The organism is Bacteroidota bacterium (assembly GCA_016715945.1).
Taxonomy (GTDB): domain Bacteria; phylum Bacteroidota; class Bacteroidia; order Bacteroidales; family F082; genus JALNZU01.
The window spans coordinates 2,093,946-2,110,505 of the sequence record JADJXJ010000001.1 but is presented as its reverse complement, the minus strand read 5'-3'; the positions used below and the strand labels follow the sequence as shown (position 1 = coordinate 2,110,505).

Below are 16,560 nucleotides of genomic sequence, written 5' to 3'. Positions count from 1 at the left end.
ATTATGCTTCGAGCGGCATATAAAATGTAAAGGTAGCCCCGCCCTGGCTGTTGTTTAAGGCTTTAAGCCTGCCATGGTGCATCTCGGCTATGCGTTGCGAAATGGCAAGTCCCAGCCCGGTGCCTTGATCTTTTCCTTTGACAAAAGGTTCCCACAGTGTTTCGGCTATCTCGGCGGGTATGCCCGGGCCATTGTCGGTGATGCTGACAAAAAAGTGTTCAGAATCCTCTTCCTGAATCAAACCGGTTTGAACCCGGATTTTTCCCCCGTTTTCAAGCGCATCTATCGCATTGTTGAGCAGGTTGATGAGTACCTGACGGAACATCGAAGGGTCGGCTTTAAGCCTCAGCGAAGGGTTTTGGTGAAGGGTCTCTATGTCGATATGTTGTTTTTTGAGGCGTGCATCCATCAGCCTGATCACTTGTTCGATGATTTCTGCCGGGCTGATAATCTCCATTTTTGGCCGTGGTGGCCGGGCATATTTCATAAAGTTTTGCAGAAACTCTTCCATGCGGATGACCTCGCCCTGAATGATCTGCAGGTCGTGTCGTTGTTCGCTGCCTTCCGGAAAACTGTCCATCATGCTGTGAACGAGTATCTTAATGGAGGTAAGCGGGTTTCGGATTTCGTGTGCCAGGGCCGGAGCTATCTTGCCAATGGCAGCCAGTCGGATGGATTGCTCGAGCAGCTCGCGGTTTTTTCGCAGGTCTTCGTTGGCTTTGTTGATGCGGTTGATGAGCCTGCTGATGTGCATGTCGAGCTCTTCGAGTTCCTTTCCCGGATGCATCTGGATGTGTTCCACCAGCTCGCCCCCGGCTGCATCGCGCACCTTGACTACCAGGCGATAAATGGGATTGAGCACAATGCGTGCAACCAGCCAGCCAAGTATCAGGCCAAGGATAATACCACTGATGCCTAAGGCGTAAATGGCTGTGGTTATGATCGTTTCGTTTCTGTTGATGCTTTGTTCGAGCAGGGCTTGCTCGGCCTGTTTGGCCTCGATGAGCTGATTGGTTTTTTCCTCTATGGTATTGATTAGGTCCTGGCTCGACATCACAATCACTGTGGCAGGCTGGCTGAGCCTGCCCTGACGCTGCATCTGGTTGGTATTGATCAGTGTTTGCTGGTAGTTGGTAAACAGCGCGGATATTTGTTGCACCAGCCTGATCTGATCAGGGGTGGTGGCCGAATTGCCGGCTTTGCTCAACAGGGCGAGGTAGTTTCGTTGTTCGTTTTCGAGTTGCTGAATTTTTTCTTCGCTGCGATCGAAAACATTCGAGAGCGACGCGGCTCTCACCCTGTACAAGGCCAGCCGCAGCTCGCGGGCATCGTCGGTGCTCAGCGCATTTTCGCGAATCAGTTGCTTTGTATTGTCCTGAAGCTGATAGATATACGAGATGATCAGAAATCCGGCCCCCAGCATCAGGGCAATGCTCACCAGCGACCAGATGATCATGTTGTAGCTTAAATGAAACCTGAAGCGTGGCAGCGACATGCGAAAAACCTTGAGCATGAGACATCAAAAGTATAACATTGAATGGTTTTCCGAAAATACTTGTGGATGAAGAATATTTATTCTTGCTGTTTTTGCTCAATCATGTCCGACGAACAACGGGCAAATCCCCTGCCCAGCCAGGCAAATTGCCTGAATATTACTGCCTGTGCTTCCAGGAAGCTGTCGGCCGTACGGGCTTTTCGTATCAAACGCCAAACTTCGGCTGGCTGATCGAACGAACGGCTCAGGTACCACCACAGCTCTTTCATCGGGCCGGGAATGGCCTGCAACCGGCTTCGGCGGGCTGTACGGCGTAAATAGAGGGTTTCGGTGAATTTTCTTACTGCCAGCAAGCGCTGGTCCATGCCGGGATATTTTGTGCTGCCCTTGATGTCGCCCGCCAGAAAAGGATCGGCCAGCAAACCACGGCCCAGCATGATGCCCTCGAGCTTCGGAAAAAGTTCGTTGAGATATTTAAGATCATCGGGCTGGAATATGTCACCATTGTAAACGATCGGTATTCTGGTCTCACCCAACATGCGGCTCAACACTTCGGGAAATGCCTTTCCTTTGTATAGTTGCACCCCCGTTCGGGCATGCACAATGAGGGTACTGATCCCTGATTGCTCAAATACAGGCATAAGTGCGCTGAGTTCGCTGGCATCATGCAAGCCCAACCGGCATTTCACCGATACCTTCACCGGCAGGTTTCTAACCGGTTGCAACAATTCGGCCACCATGGAGGGATGGGGCATCAATCCGCATCCGCGCTTTTTTGAGCTTACCTGAGGCCAGGGGCAGCCCATGTTGATATTGATTTCGTTGTATCCAAGGGTGTGGCACTGGATGGCAAACCGCTCAAGCTCCCCGGCCTGATTTGTAAGTAATTGTGGCACAAGGTTCTGTTCCTCGTTCAGCCTGGGGTCGAGTTCGTCGGAACGGAAATGGCGGCTGGTTGAACTGTGAATGCTTCCGAAAAAAGGTGTATAAAATTTATCCACACCCTCAAAATGTTGCGCAAATATTTGCCGGAACCACACATCGGTGATTCCCTGAAAAGGTCCGAGGTGAGTGGTCATGCCTTTACGGCCTTGGTTGGCGCAATTTAAAGTAACCGGTCGTTTTCAGGTAGGCGCGCAATGTGGCATATACCAGAAAGACCACTGCGAGGAAGGCAGATATGCGAGAGATGAAGTCTCCGTATCGCACGTAAAATGTGATCTTCTGGTTGAGGTTGATTTTCTGGCGGATCACCGCTTCCTCCCAATAGGGTGTTTTTTGGTACAGGTCGCCGCGTTGATCCACAAATGCCGAAATGCCGGTATTGGCTGATCTGGCTATGCTGCGTCGGGTTTCGATTGCCCGCAGAGGTGCAAAAAGCAGGTGTTGCCGGTGCCCGGGGGTGTGGCCCCACCAGCCGTCGTTGGTAATGATAAAGATTACATTGGCGCCATTGCGCATATATCCGGCCACAAACTCGCCATACACACTTTCGTAGCAGATCACCGGAGCAGGCTTGATCCGGCCTTGCGGATGCGAGAATACCTTGCGGTAGTTGTCGGTTTTGAGTGTGCCCACGGTTCCACCCAGGTCAATGGCATAGTTGCGCAGGGGTTTCAGTATGGTCCACGAAGGCATTTTTTCGACCCCTGGCGTGAGTTTCGATTTATGGTAAAGCTGGCGCCGTCCGCTGCTGTCAAGATGAAAAGCTGTGTTATAAGCATAATAATAGCCCTCCATGGTGCGAAACTTTCGGGCAGCGGGATCGTTTTCCTCGCCCCGGGGCACAAAACTGAATGTGCTGGCACCAATGACCAAGGCCGTGTGCGGGTGCTGATCGATGAAAGCCTGCAGTTGCTGCAAACTTGGTGAAAGGTGCAGCTGCTCTTCCCAGATTTCTTCCTGAATGGCCGACTCAGGGGCTATGACATAATCGGTCTGCGGCCCCATGGCCCGCAGGGCAAGGCTAAGATTGCGTTCAATGACTTCGGAGGGCGACAGATTGTATTGTTCGGAATATGGATCCAGGTTGGGCTGAACAACCACCACATCAACCGGATCTTCGGTTTCTTCATATCTGAAGTAGATGAATTGGGAGATTACGATTGGCAGAAGCACCAGCAACATAACCGGCAGCAAGCGTCGGATAGCCGTATTTATGCGATAATTCTCCTCTTGAAATTGTTTTAAAGCGTTGAAAAACAATATGTTGACCAATAACACCCAGGCGGAGCCTCCGGCCACTCCGGTGTATTCGTACCACTGTATCCACCGGGTTTGTCCACTGAACACATGCCCCAGATTGAGCCAGGGCCAGCTGAGGTCCCAGTGCAGGTGAAACCACTCCCACGCCAGCCATAAAAATACCAGTACCAGATTGCCCTTTTTATTGTCGTAAAGGTGCGTCTTTGTAAAGTGAAACGCCTTGAATACCAGTGCCATAAAAAGGCTGTTCAGACCAATGGCTGCGATTGCGCCTATCTCGGTGGAGTTCCATATCCACCAGGTAGTCAGGGTGTTCCATACCAAAAAGCTGAGCCAGGCCAGCCTGAACATACCTCTTTGCTTGCGGTTGCCCAGTTCCTGCTGCACATAGAGCAGGGGAACCCAGGCGAAAAAAATAACAAAACTCAATCCTCTGGCAGGCCAGGCAGCGCTAAGCAAGATTCCGCTGAGCACAGTCAAGGCAATAAGATGAATTTTTTTCATGGGATACGGGGCTTTGCCTGTGGGACAAAATTAACCAATTAAGCGCTCCGTTCTGGTTTACCTCAGGGCTAGCCGGTTTGGTTTAACCTTTTAGTAAAGGAAGTCATCATACGGATAGCGGATGGCATGCATATCCCTGATTTCCCGGTAAAGCAGTTCGCGCAGTGCTGCATAATTTTCGCGATGCAGTGCCGAGATAAAAATCACCGGCTGGTTGGTTTTTTGTTCCCATTGTTGTTTCAAAGTTTCCAGGCTGGGCCTTTCCGGACGGGTAAGGTCGAACTCGTCTTCGTCCATAACCGGATGAGCGTAAGCATCTATCTTATTGAAAATCAGAATCGTTTTTTTTTCGGCTGCACCCAGTTCGGCGAGGGTTTGGTTGACGATGCCGATTTGTTCTTCAAACTCCGGATGAGACACGTCCACCACATGAAGCAGGATATCCGATTCGCGCACCTCATCGAGTGTCGATTTGAACGACTCAATCAGGTCGTGCGGGAGCTTGCGGATAAAGCCGACGGTGTCGGACAGCAGGAATGGCAGATTGTCCACCACCACTTTGCGCACTGTGGTATCGAGTGTGGCAAATAGTTTGTTTTCGGCAAACACATCGCTCTTGCTGAGCATATTCATGATGGTGGATTTGCCCACGTTGGTGTAGCCAACCAGGGCAACGCGGATGAGCTTGCCGCGGTTTTTGCGTTGCACAGCCTTTTGGGTGTCTATCTCGCGCAGCTTTTCTTTGAGTTGGGCAATTTTATCGCGGATCACCCGGCGGTCGGTTTCAATTTCGGTTTCACCGGGGCCTCGAAGTCCGATGCCTCCACGCTGGCGTTCAAGGTGGGTCCACATCCTGGTAAGCCGTGGCAGAAGATATTGGTATTGTGCAAGTTCTACCTGGGCTTTCGCATGAGCGGTGCGTGCGCGTTTTGCAAAAATGTCGAGGATGAGGGTAGTTCGGTCGAGCACTTTGCAGCCGAGTGCTTTTTCGAGATTGCGAATCTGCGAAGCGCCCAATTCGTCGTCGAACACCACCATATCAATGTTTTCGGCCTTGACGTATTGCACTATTTCCTCCAGCTTGCCCGAGCCCACATAGGTTTTGCTGTTTGCAGCAGGCAAAGTTTGTGTAAAACGCCTCACGGGAATACCTCCGGCCGTATCAACCAGAAACTCCAGCTCAGTCAGGTAGTCTTCCACTTTGCTGCGTGGCTGCTCGGGGGTGATGATCCCCACCACCACGGCACGCTCGGGTTTTAGTGCGGTTGAGATGTTTTTGGACATAGGCTGAGATCGCTTACCATTCGGCGGGCTTGCCGGAGCGCCGCTTCTTGTAAGAACGATGATGACGCAGGTCGCGTGTAAGAAAATAAATGGCAGTCGAGAGGACGTAAAAGTGCAGCATGAGTTCGCCAATGGCCAGGGGCGTGAGCATGATATTGAAAAGTTTGTAAACCGCTGCAATGGCTACCAGAAAGAATCCATAAAGGTAAAAGTCGGTACGCGACACAACAAACACTCCCAGGGTGATGGCCCCCAGCAGGATGATGAGCAGCCATCGCACCGACCAGGTGCCAAAGGTGCTTTCGAAGCCCGGGTCGCTGATGTAAGGAAACACCACGGCAAACATGTAAGCGACAACCGAGAGTTTGAGCAGGAAGGTTACAAACCTTGTCACATAAATACCGGCGTTCCCCATAGCTAAAAATGCCGGAATCCAATGATTTCGCGAACTTCTTTCACCGTGGCCGCTCCGCTTGCGCGTGCTTTTTCGGCACCCAGGCGGGCCACACGGCTGATGTAGTCGTCGTCGGCCGAGATTTCGAGAATGCGCTGGCGGATGGGTTCGGTGAAGGCAATGATGTCTTCGGCAAGCTGTTTTTTCAGGTCGCCGTAGCGGATGCTGCAGTTGTTGTATTGTTCCTTGAAGTATTCGACGGTGTCGTGGGTAGAAACCACGCTCAGCAGGGTAAACAGGTTTTGCACCCCGTCCGACATGGGCTGGTTGGGTTCGGTGGGGCCGGTGTCGGTCACTGCGCGCATCACCTTTTTACGGATTGTTTTGGGGTCGTCGATCAGGAAGATGGCATTGCCCTCGCCTTCCGACTTGCCCATTTTTCCACTGCCGTCAAGTCCGGGTATTTTTACCAGTTCAGCGCCAAAATTGTAGGCCTGGGGGATGGGGAAGAAGTCTTCCTGATACATCCTGTTGAAACGCCTTGCGAAGGTGCGCGTCATTTCGAGGTGCTGTTCCTGGTCTTTTCCAACGGGCACTTTGTGGGCTTTGTGAATCAGGATGTCGGCTGCCATGAGGGTAGGGTAGGTGAGCAATCCGGCATTCACATTATCGGGTTGTTTGCGCACTTTTTCCTTGAAGGTGGTCACCCGTTCGAGTTCGCCCACATAGGCATTCATGTTCAGGATGAGGTAGAGCTCGGCCACTTCCGGGAGGTCGCTTTGCACATACAGGGTCGACTTTTCGGGGTCGAGACCGGCGGCAAGGTATTCGGCCAGCACTTGTTTCACATTGCCGTGCAGGTCGGTCGGCTTGGGGTGGGTGGTGAGCGAATGATAATCGGCTATGAAAAAGAAGCATTTGTTTTGCTCCTGCATGCGCACAAAGTTGCGCACAGCGCCAAAGTAGTTTCCAAGGTGGAGGTTGCCGGTGGGGCGTATTCCGCTAAGTACAATTTCCATGTTGCAAAATTAGGTATTTGCTGTTAAAAGCACCAAAGCCCCCGGTTTGGAGGCTTTGGCATAAGTTTTATGAGATGCTCAGCTCTATGTTGCTTTGATTCAGGAACTTATATTCCAGCACATGAAAGCTTTTGTTTGCTCTGATTTTGAACAATCGTTTGTATTTGAGCATCCATTTCCACCAGATGGGCCACCATCCTTTGGTGAGGTAGGCATGCAGATAGGGATGAACGACCAGGGTAATGTTTTTCTCGTTCTGCTCCAGGAGCAGGTACTTCAGGTTGCTTTCTATTTCGTCGGTAAACAGGATGCTGGGTTTAATTTTTCCTGTGCCTTCGCAGGCCGGGCATTTTTCCAGGATTTCGACACTCATTTGCGGACGCACGCGCTGGCGGGTGATCTGCACCAATCCAAATTTACTGGGTGGCAGGATGGTGTGTTTGGCGTGGTCTTTACTCATTTCGGCTTTCAGCCGCTGATAGAGTTCGCGTTTGTGCTTGCTGTCGTGCATGTCGATAAAATCGACCACAATGATGCCGCCCATGTCGCGCAGCCTGAGCTGGCGGGCGATTTCTGTTGCGGCTTCCAGATTGACTTCCAGCGCGTTTTCTTCCTGGCTGTTTTCTTTGTTCACGCGATGACCGCTGTTGACGTCAATCACGTGCATGGCTTCGGTGTGTTCGATGATGAGATAAACACCGCTGCGGATGGTCACTGTTCGACCAAAAAGACCTTTGATTTGCTTGTCCACCCCGAAATGTTCGAAGATGGGGGCTTTGCCTTTGTAGAGTTTGACGATATCGACCTTTTGCGGGGTAATGGTCTGGATGAAACTGCGCACCTCTTCATAAAGGTTGGGGTCGTTTACGTGCACGCTGTTGAACGACTCGTTGAGCAGGTCGCGCAGGATGGCCGAAGTGCGGTCGAGCTCGCTGAGCAGTTTCATGGGTGCTTTGGCTCCGTTGAGCTTGGCGGTTACCTTGTCCCATTTCTCCACAAGCTGGCGCAGATCGGCATCAAGCTCGGCCACCTTTTTGTTTTCGGCCACGGTGCGGATAATGACTCCGAAATTGTTGGGTTTGATGCTCTGGATCAGGCGTTTGAGCCTGTTGCGCTCTTCGTTCGATCTGATTTTTTGCGATACCGAAATGCGGTTCGAAAAGGGCACCAGCACCAGATAGCGCCCTGCCAGAGAAATTTCGGACGAAATGCGCGGACCTTTGGTAGAGATGGGTTCTTTGGCAATCTGTACCATGATCTGGGCACCCGAGGCCAAAACCTGATTGATCTTTCCCGTCTTCTCGATGTCCGGCTCGTTGCGGAAGTTCTCCATCGTAATATTTTCCGGCTTGCCGTTCAGGGCCAGCTTCACGTATTTGTTGAGCGACCGAATTTGTGGCCCGAGATCGAGGTAATGCAGAAAAGCATCTTTTTCGTAGCCTACATCCACAAAGGCAGCATTGAGGCCGGGCATGATCTTTTTGACCTTGCCCAGGTGAATGTCGCCAACAGCAAAGTTATTGTTGGTCTTTTCCTTGTGTAATTCGACCAGAAGTTTGTCTTCCAGCAGCGCAATGTCAACCTCCGAAGCACGAGAATCGATGATGAGTTCTCTGTTGATGTTTTCTGACATTGATTTTTAGGATTTGTAGAAGATAAGTTTCGGGGTTGGAGGTTTACCCGTCTTATTAAACGGAATAACACAATGCCTTTTGGTGGCATTGTGTTATCCGTGCCAACATGCAATAGATTTTATTTCTTCTTATGCCTGTTCTTTCTCAAGCGTTTTTTGCGCTTGTGGGTTGCCATTTTATGTCTCTTTCTCTTCTTTCCGCTGGGCATGGCTTCTATTTTTAGGCGTTGATAAAATTATTTTCCGCTTTTAACCTGATTTACAAACGATTTGGCGGGTTTGAAAGCAGGAATGTTGTGCGCGGGGATGATGATGGTGGTGTTCTTGGAGATGTTCCTTCCGGTTTTTTCTGCCCTGCGTTTGATGGTGAAGCTGCCAAAACCCCTGAGGTAAACGTTCTCGCCATTAACGAGCGACGACTTTACAACTTCCATGAAGGATTCGACCACGGCCTGTACGGCAACTTTTTCTACTCCTGTTTTGTTAGCAACTTCTGCTACAATTTCAGCTTTCGTCATACCTTTATTCTTTAAATGGTTAATACTGTGGTATTTTATGAGCTTGCAAAAGTAACAACATTTTCAATATCAAATCTTCCCGCAAAACTTTTTTTAACCTAAACTCCTCTAATTTAACGTTTTCAAATCTGATGAACCCGATTTCGTCGCTTCTGGCCCAGTGGTACCTCGAACATCACCGACCTCTTCCATGGCGGCAAAGCACTGATCCATACATCATCTGGGTTTCGGAGGTAATTCTGCAGCAAACTCGTGTGGATCAAGGGCTTGAATACTTTTTACGCTTTGTGGAAAAATGGCCCGACCTGCAATCGCTGGCTTCGGCCAACGAGGACGAAGTGCTCCGTATGTGGCAGGGGCTTGGGTATTACTCCCGTGCCCGAAACCTGCTGGCCGGTGCCCGTCAGGTAGTTAGTGAGTACGGGGGGGTGGTGCCTTCGGAATACGATAAACTGATAAAAATCAAAGGCATAGGGCCTTACACTGCTGCTGCAATTGCTTCCATTGCATTTGATCGTCCGGTGGCTGTGGTGGATGGAAATGTTGCCAGGGTGATCTCGCGACTTTTTGCCATAGATCAGGCAGTAAACACCTCTTCGGGCGAGCGCCTGCTCCGCGAAGCGGCTGCAGAACTGCTTGATACCTCCAATCCCGGAAGGCACAATCAGGCCATGATGGAACTTGGCGCACTCGTGTGCACTCCGCGCAACCCTTCGTGCAACGAATGCGTGCTTAACCACCACTGCCTGGCTCGTCAAAAAAACATTCAGGCAAACCTTCCGGTAAAATTGCCCCGCAAACCAGTGCGCACCCGATGGTTCAACTATCTGGTAGTGCGCGTCCAAACGGCTCGGGGCAGCGCAGGCCTGCTGATGCAAAAGCGCACTGCCGACGACATCTGGAAAGGACTGTATGAGTTTCCGCTGATTGAGAGCGAACACGAAATTGACGAAGCAGAACTTCATCAGCTTGTCGAAACCCAGCTCGACCTGCCCGGACGGTGGCACTACCTGCGTTGCCTGCGCACCAGGCCACATCAACTTACGCACCAACGCATCATGCCAGCCTTTTTTGAGTTCGAATTGCACACCCATGTTGACATCAACCTGCCAAATGGCTTATCTTTGGCTGACCTTCAAACCCTTAGTCGTTTGCCTTTGCCAAGGTTGATTGAGGGGTATTTGAAGGAGTCTGAAATTCTAAACGCTTGAAAAACAATTTAAAAGCTTGAAACTATGGCCGGATTGAACAAAGTAATGCTCATTGGACGCCTGGGGCGCGACCCGGAAGTGATTCATTTCGAGAACGGTGGAAAAAAGATGACTGTGACCCTGGCCACCAGCGAACGCTATCGCGACCGCGATGGCAACTGGCAGGACCAAACCGAATGGCATAATGTGGTTGCCTGGGGCAACCTGGCAATGGATATTGCCGAAAAGCGCAGAAACTATGTCAAGGGTGACCTGCTCTATGTGGAAGGGCGCATCAAAACCAGACAATATACCGACGGACAGGGCGTCAACCGGACCATCACCGAGGTGGTGGCCGAAAAGATGAACCTGATCTCAAAAAGTGGCGGCCCCACCCAATACATGGCCGACCCATCGGCACGGCAGGCCCCTCCGGTACAGCCACCTGCAGGCAGCATGCCAGCATCAGAACATGAGGATTTTTCAGCCATTCCTCCCCACGACAGCCCGGACGACCTGCCTTTCTGACAACTGATAAAGCATTGAGTTGGCTGATATAAGTGTTTTTATGCTATTTTTGTGCCGAAATTCTAAACTATTGAGTTTTGGAAACTCCTGATCCTGACCCTTCTGCGGGGATATTATCATTCTTCTCGCTGCTCTCCTTCAATTTTCACGGATTCGACCTGCAAGCCCTCAGCACCCTTATTGTGCTCACTTTGCTGATTTTGCTTTCAGGCCTGGTTTCGGCCAGCGAAACATCATTTTTTTCACTTAAGCCGGCCGACCTCAACCAGCTCGAGAGCCGCGAAACCATTCTGTCGAAGCTTATCCTCAGCTTGCGTGAAAAGCACAAACATTTGCTGGCCACCATTCTCATACTCAACAACATGATTAATGTGGCCATAGTGATTGTGAGCACCTATTTTATGACAGCACTTTTCAGCTTCGGACAAAATCCCGTGTTGGAATTCCTCTTTCAGGTAGTGATCACCACCTCCATCATCCTCATTTTTGGCGAGATCGTGCCAAAAATTTACGCAAACCTGCGTCCTCTGGCCGTTGCCAATTTTGTGGCACGTCCGCTATCGGCAGCGGTCAACCTGCTCAAACCACTTTCGGGCCTGCTTGTACATACCACTGGCATCATCGATAAACGCCTTGCCCAAAGGCATAACCAGCTCGATATGAGCGAATTGTCGGCAGCCATTGATATCACTACCGACGAAAGTACCCCACCGGAGGAGCGCAAAATGCTCAAAGGCATTGCCACCTTTGGCGAAAAGGATGCCCGCAGCATCATGAAATCCCGGATGGACATCACTGCCGTTGAGGTGAATACGCCATCCGACGAGCTGATCAGCCTGATCCTGAAAAGCGGATATTCGCGCATACCAGTGTACGAAGAAAGCCTCGATCAGGTGCTTGGTATCCTGTATATCAAGGATCTTCTGCCACACCTTGGCGAACAGCATTTTACCTGGCAGCAACTCATCAGGCCAGCCTTTTTTGTGCCCGAAAACAAACGCATCAACGACCTGTTGCAGGAGTTTCGCGAGAAGAAGATCCATATGGCCATTGTGGTGGACGAATACGGAGGTACGGCCGGATTGCTTACCCTGGAGGACATCATCGAAGAAATTGTTGGTGACATATCCGACGAATTCGACAAAGACACCGAAAGCAGCCACTACCGCAAGCTTGACCCCTCTACGTGGCTCTTCGACGGCAAGGTGAGTTTGCTTGATTTTTGCAAGCTGATGGAAATCGACAGCCATTATTTTGAAGACGTACAGGGCGATTCGGATACGCTTGCCGGACTGATCCTCGAATTGCAGGGCCAGATCCCGCCGGTTGGAACGCAGATTAAGTGCAAGGATTTTGTCTTCGAAGTGGCCGAAGCCGACAACAGGCGCATCAAACAAATCAAAATCATTGTCCCCGATGCTAAACAGTAAGTGGTTCTGGACTTACTTATTTTTGTTGAGTGCTTTTGCTTGCCAGCAGCCCTATCAAAGCCCCAAACCCAGAGGATGGATGCGCCTGGAGTTGCCTCAGAAGGCTTGTGATAATTATGATTCGCTGCGCAACTTCAGCTTTGCCAAACCTGCCTATGCCCGCATTGTCCCCGACCTTGACCGGCCCGACCAGACAGACTGGTTCAATATGGAGTTTCCGGCCATGAATGCGACCCTCCATGTGAGCTACAAGCAGGTGAAGGGCAACCTCAAAGACTACATCGACGACGCCCACACCATGGCCATGAAGCATCTGCCAAAGGCCAGCATGATTCGCGACAGTCTGATTATCAGGCCGGAAGCAAAGGTTTACGGCCTTGTTTACGAGATTGGAGGCAGGGGTGTGGCTTCGCCGCTTCAGTTTTACCTCACCGACTCCACCAGGCATTTTGTCCGGGCTTCGCTCTATTTCAATTTCCGGCCAAACAACGACTCCATCGAACCTGTTATCAGGTTTCTGCGCTCAGATGTGATCCATATGATCGAAACTTTCGGTTGGAAAGAAAATAGGTGAATCTTCACAGAACAACAAAAAGTTGTATATCAGATAAATAGCTTTCCTTCGCAGTTTTTCTCATTTTTGCTTCACCCATCATTGTGCGGCAATATATACCTTTACGCCTTCGGATACAATTACCTCATTTATCATGAAATACCTTCTACGTATTTTATTTTTTCTGTTGCCTGTCATTACCATTGGGCAACAGTCCGGTGAAACCTGGTCGCGGGTGCGCATCGACCTTGCCGGAAAATCAATCGAAACGCTTGCCCAAACAGGAATAGACGTAACCGAGGGATACCTCAGAAAGGGAGCTTATCTGGAAACTGACCTGAGCAGCAGTGAAATACAGGCTGTGGAAGCAGCAGGTTTCGATGTGCAGACGCTTATTGCCGATGTGTCGGCTTTTTATGCACAACGCGCTCAGGCCGAGGCAGATATACCCATTCTGCGCAATCCCGGCGATGAATTTCCGGTGCCTCAAAACTGGGGATACGGCAGCATGGGAGGTTTCTACACCTATCAGCAGGTGCTCGAAAAGCTCGACTTCATGGCTGCCACCTGGCCCAACCTCATCACGGCACGACAAGCCATCAGCCCGTTCCAGCCCTCCATCGAAGGCAACCCGATCTGGTGGGTCAAGATCAGCAACAACCCCAATGTAAACGAAGACAAACCCAAGGTGCTTTACACCTCCCTCATTCATGCCCGCGAAGGCATAGGCGTGCAGCAAATGATTTACTTTATGCTCTGGCTGCTCGAAAACTACCAGACCAACCCCATGGCCACGCTTATAGTAGATAATTTTCAACTCTACTTTGTACCTGTTGTCAACCCCGACGGTTACCTTTTCAACGAGGCCAATTCGCCACAGGGAGGCGGCATGTGGCGCAAAAACCGTCGCAACAACGGAGGCTCGTTCGGAGTGGATATCAACCGTAATTTTGGATACAAATGGGGTCTGGACAATTCCGGATCCTCGCCCACACCAAGCAGTGAGACCTATCGGGGCACCGGCCCTTTCAGCGAGCCTGAAACCACTAACCTTAAAATCTTTTGCGAGACCCACGATTTCAAAATTGCACTCAACTATCACTCCTACAGTAACTTACTGCTTTGGCCCTGGGGTTATACTTCCGATCTCACACCCGATCAAAACACTTTTGCGGCATTTGCTGCCCTCATGACCCGCGACAACAACTATACCATGGGACCAGCCAATACCACTATTTATGCCACCAATGGCAGCTCGGACGACTATATGTATGGCGACACTGTGGGCAAGAACGCCATTTTTGCCTATACGCCCGAAGTGGGGAGCGCTTCGGATGGCTTCTGGCCGGCCATCAGCCGCATCATCCCCCTTTGCCAGGAAAACATGATTCAGAACGTGTATGCTGCCCTGCTCAGCGGACCTTATGCCAATGTCAGCGATCGCACCGATGCCATTGTCGGAACCAAAGACTTTTACTTCAAATTTGATATCCAACGACTTGGACTGACCAATGCCAGCCAGTTCACGGTGAGTGTGCAGCCGCTCGACGGAAATCTGATTCAGCATGGGCAGCCCAGGGTCTTCAACGGGCTGGCGCATATGCAGACCATCACCGACAGCATTGCCATGACGCTTGCTCCTGAAATCACAAGCGGAACGGTGTTCAGGTTTTTGCTCAGCGTGAACAATGGCCTTTACACCAAAACCGACACCATCACAAAGCGTTATGGTGTGACTTCGGTGATTTTTTCGGACAATTGCAGCAGCATGCAGAATTGGTCAGCCACCGGTACCTGGGGCCTTACCACCCAAAGCTTTATCAGCGCTCCGACTTCCATAACCGATTCGCCCGGTGGCAACTATCAAGGCAACCAAAACACCAGCATCACGCTTTCGCAGCCTGTGAGCATCCCAAACACCACCTACGCCAGGCTTAATTTCTGGGCCAGGTGGAACATAGAGGCAGGATGGGACTATACCCAGGTGCTGATCCGACCCACCAACTCGTTCAACTGGATTCCGCTGCAGGGAAAATATACCAAGCCCGGAGGCAGCAACCAATTGCCCGGCCAGCCGCTCTACGACGGTATTTCCGACTGGGTGCTTGAAGATATTGACCTGACTCCCTGGGCCGGAAAGGATGTGCTCTTGCGCTTTACCTTCAGGAGCGATGGTGCCGTGAATGCAGATGGCTTTTATTTCGACGATATTAAAATCACCGTCTTGGATGTTGAAACTTCAGCTGAGGCAGCACAGGAGCCACGCAATGTCAGGATCTTCCCGAACCCGGCACGCAACACTACCAACGTGGTTTTCGATCGGCCGGTTGAAAAGCAGATGCGCCTTGAGCTGATCAACCAAAGCGGGCAAATGGTGCGTGCGTGGAAAGTGGAAGCTGGAACGAGACGCATCGAGCTCGACCTTTCGGCTCTTTCGCCTGGAATATATCAGTTGCTCAGTCCGCAGGGTGAATTAAGGCACAGGATAGTGGTCGAATAAAAATTAAAAGCGCTGGTTTTCAGCGCTTTTTTAGTTTTTTGCCGGAGGCAGTTCCTTGCCTTCACTCTCGAAGATTTGCTGCTGACGCTGAATGGAGGCATCGTGCACCAGTTCAAGCAGTTGCAGCAGAAATTTCTGGTCGAGCCCCAGATGTGTGCCAATGGAGAGCCGGTCGTCGATGATGTGTTTCCAGCGTTTGAGCTGGAGGATGGTGATGTTGTTTTCGAGCTTATATCGGCCTATTTCGTCCACCACTTCCATTCTCCGGGCCAGAAGCTGCAGCAGCTCGCCGTCAATTTTATCAATTTCGGTGCGCAGGGTTTCGAGCAGGTATTCAAAAACTGGTGTGCCGGTGGGAGTGCGCAGCACTAGGTTCGAAAGCAACGCGTTCAGTTCGTCGGGGGTAATTTGTTGTGCAGCATCCGTTTTGGCATGGTCGGGGTCAATATGGCTTTCGATCATCAGGCCGTTGGTTTCGAGGTCGATAGCTTTTTGGGCCACTTCGGCCAGGATGTCGCGGCGTCCGCAAATGTGACTGATGTCGGTGATCAGCGGGAGATGCGGAACAAGGCGTTTGAGCTCGATGGGGATTTCCCACATGGGGGCATTCCGGTAGGGTGACTTCTGGAAATAGTGAAATCCCCTGTGGATGGCTGCAAGTTTGGTGATGCCGGCTTTGTTGATGCGTTCCAGGGCACCCATCCAAAGCTTGAGGTCGGGGGTAAGCGGATTTTTTACCAGCACCGGCACATCAACGCCCTGAAGGGCTTGTGCAAGTTCTTCGACTGAAAACGGATTTACCACAGTGCGTGCGCCAATCCACAACATATCTACGCCGTGGCGTAAAGCTTGTTCGATGTGCGTCGGGTTGGCTACCTCGACAGTGATGCGCAAACCTGTTTCGGCTTTGACCTCGCTGAGCCAGGGCAGGGCGGCTTCGCCTTTACCCTCGAACCCACCGGGGCGGGTGCGTGGTTTCCAGACACCGGCCCGGAACACATCTACCTTGCCCGTGGCTGCCAGCGCACGGGCAGTAGCGAGCACCTGTGGCGCTGTTTCGGCACTGCAAGGCCCTGAGATGATCAGCGGCCGGCCGGTAGCAGGCCACCAGTCGTTGTGCGTCAGCAGTTGCGGTTCGGGCGTCATATCGGGTTTGCAAAGTTAACACAAGCATAACAATCATCAGCTTGAGATTGTTTTGGTCAGGGGTATGGTTGAAGAGCGCTGATGATCAGACAGATACAAATAATATAAGGTGTAAATCGCGTGTCAGGCCCGGATTTTTTGTTTTTTTGCACTTCTTTTTA

At 51.1% G+C, this 16,560-nt stretch carries 14 protein-coding genes; 5 read left to right on the top strand and 9 right to left on the bottom strand.

The features are described 5' to 3' along the window. Position 1: 1 nt before the first annotated feature. The 8 genes from IPM52_08120 to IPM52_08085 all read right to left on the bottom strand — a co-directional run bounded on the left by IPM52_08120 (position 2) and on the right by IPM52_08085 (position 9,052). Complete coding sequence (locus IPM52_08120; GenBank protein MBK9291577.1) at positions 2-1,513, bottom strand: hypothetical protein; 1,512 nt, start codon at positions 1,511-1,513, stop codon at positions 2-4. Between the two features lie 59 nt (positions 1,514-1,572). After that, positions 1,573-2,574: a tRNA-dihydrouridine synthase family protein gene (locus IPM52_08115; GenBank protein MBK9291576.1), complete on the bottom strand. Its 1,002-nt coding sequence runs from the start codon at positions 2,572-2,574 to the stop codon at positions 1,573-1,575. A gap of 4 nt (positions 2,575-2,578) precedes the next feature. Further along, positions 2,579-4,204 carry an apolipoprotein N-acyltransferase gene (gene lnt, locus IPM52_08110; protein MBK9291575.1) on the bottom strand — a complete coding sequence of 542 codons (1,626 nt, stop codon included), beginning with the start codon at positions 4,202-4,204 and terminating at the stop codon, positions 2,579-2,581. A 90-nt stretch (positions 4,205-4,294) separates the two neighbouring features. After that, the gene (gene hflX / locus IPM52_08105) at positions 4,295-5,488 is read right to left on the bottom strand and encodes a GTPase HflX (GenBank protein MBK9291574.1); all 1,194 of its coding nucleotides are present in this window, start codon (positions 5,486-5,488) and stop codon (positions 4,295-4,297) included. A gap of 13 nt (positions 5,489-5,501) precedes the next feature. Continuing rightward, complete coding sequence (locus IPM52_08100) at positions 5,502-5,882, bottom strand: hypothetical protein (protein MBK9291573.1); 381 nt, start codon at positions 5,880-5,882, stop codon at positions 5,502-5,504. A gap of 23 nt (positions 5,883-5,905) precedes the next feature. Beyond that, on the bottom strand, positions 5,906-6,901 hold the full coding sequence (gene trpS, locus IPM52_08095; GenBank protein ID MBK9291572.1) for a tryptophan--tRNA ligase: 996 nt from the start codon (positions 6,899-6,901) through the stop codon (positions 5,906-5,908). Positions 6,902-6,968: 67 nt separating this feature from the next. Beyond that, positions 6,969-8,522, bottom strand: a complete 1,554-nt coding sequence (locus IPM52_08090; GenBank protein MBK9291571.1) for an Rne/Rng family ribonuclease — start codon at positions 8,520-8,522, stop codon at positions 6,969-6,971. Positions 8,523-8,770: 248 nt separating this feature from the next. Then, positions 8,771-9,052 (bottom strand): integration host factor subunit beta, encoded by a 282-nt coding sequence (locus IPM52_08085; protein MBK9291570.1) that lies wholly within the window; start codon positions 9,050-9,052, stop codon positions 8,771-8,773. A gap of 131 nt (positions 9,053-9,183) precedes the next feature. On the opposite strand from IPM52_08085, the gene mutY reads away from it, so the two are divergent. The 5 genes from mutY (at position 9,184) to IPM52_08060 (ending at position 15,253) form a co-directional block, all read left to right on the top strand. Next, the gene (gene mutY, locus IPM52_08080; GenBank protein ID MBK9291569.1) at positions 9,184-10,263 is read left to right on the top strand and encodes an A/G-specific adenine glycosylase; all 1,080 of its coding nucleotides are present in this window, start codon (positions 9,184-9,186) and stop codon (positions 10,261-10,263) included. 24 nt (positions 10,264-10,287) lie between these two features. Beyond that, positions 10,288-10,770, top strand: a complete 483-nt coding sequence (gene ssb, locus IPM52_08075) for a single-stranded DNA-binding protein (protein ID MBK9291568.1) — start codon at positions 10,288-10,290, stop codon at positions 10,768-10,770. A gap of 191 nt (positions 10,771-10,961) precedes the next feature. Next, on the top strand, positions 10,962-12,200 hold the full coding sequence (gene gldE / locus IPM52_08070; GenBank protein ID MBK9291567.1) for a gliding motility-associated protein GldE: 1,239 nt from the start codon (positions 10,962-10,964) through the stop codon (positions 12,198-12,200). Then, positions 12,187-12,774 carry a gliding motility lipoprotein GldD gene (locus IPM52_08065; GenBank protein ID MBK9291566.1) on the top strand — a complete coding sequence of 196 codons (588 nt, stop codon included), beginning with the start codon at positions 12,187-12,189 and terminating at the stop codon, positions 12,772-12,774. The genes gldE and IPM52_08065 overlap by 14 nt, the downstream gene beginning before the upstream one ends. A 133-nt stretch (positions 12,775-12,907) precedes the next feature. After that, entirely contained in the window at positions 12,908-15,253 is a 2,346-nt protein-coding gene (locus IPM52_08060; GenBank protein MBK9291565.1) for an immune inhibitor A, read from the top strand. Between the two features lie 30 nt (positions 15,254-15,283). Here IPM52_08060 and IPM52_08055 read toward each other — a convergent pair whose 3' ends face one another. Further along, positions 15,284-16,399: a bifunctional 3-deoxy-7-phosphoheptulonate synthase/chorismate mutase type II gene (locus IPM52_08055; GenBank protein ID MBK9291564.1), complete on the bottom strand. Its 1,116-nt coding sequence runs from the start codon at positions 16,397-16,399 to the stop codon at positions 15,284-15,286. Positions 16,400-16,560: the final 161 nt, after the last annotated feature.

What these genes read in the sequence shown, in the direction of transcription:
- IPM52_08120 (MBK9291577.1), bottom strand. Translation starts at nt 1,513, where the DNA reads ATGCTCAAGGTTTTTCGCATGTCGCTGCCACGCTTCAGGTTTCATTTA.
- IPM52_08115 (MBK9291576.1), bottom strand. Translation starts at nt 2,574, where the DNA reads ATGACCACTCACCTCGGACCTTTTCAGGGAATCACCGATGTGTGGTTC.
- lnt (MBK9291575.1), bottom strand. Translation starts at nt 4,204, where the DNA reads ATGAAAAAAATTCATCTTATTGCCTTGACTGTGCTCAGCGGAATCTTG.
- hflX (MBK9291574.1), bottom strand. Translation starts at nt 5,488, where the DNA reads ATGTCCAAAAACATCTCAACCGCACTAAAACCCGAGCGTGCCGTGGTG.
- trpS (MBK9291572.1), bottom strand. Translation starts at nt 6,901, where the DNA reads ATGGAAATTGTACTTAGCGGAATACGCCCCACCGGCAACCTCCACCTT.
- IPM52_08085 (MBK9291570.1), bottom strand. Translation starts at nt 9,052, where the DNA reads ATGACGAAAGCTGAAATTGTAGCAGAAGTTGCTAACAAAACAGGAGTA.
- mutY (MBK9291569.1), top strand. Translation starts at nt 9,184, where the DNA reads ATGAACCCGATTTCGTCGCTTCTGGCCCAGTGGTACCTCGAACATCAC.
- ssb (MBK9291568.1), top strand. Translation starts at nt 10,288, where the DNA reads ATGGCCGGATTGAACAAAGTAATGCTCATTGGACGCCTGGGGCGCGAC.
- IPM52_08065 (MBK9291566.1), top strand. Translation starts at nt 12,187, where the DNA reads ATGCTAAACAGTAAGTGGTTCTGGACTTACTTATTTTTGTTGAGTGCT.
- IPM52_08060 (MBK9291565.1), top strand. Translation starts at nt 12,908, where the DNA reads ATGAAATACCTTCTACGTATTTTATTTTTTCTGTTGCCTGTCATTACC.
- IPM52_08055 (MBK9291564.1), bottom strand. Translation starts at nt 16,399, where the DNA reads ATGACGCCCGAACCGCAACTGCTGACGCACAACGACTGGTGGCCTGCT.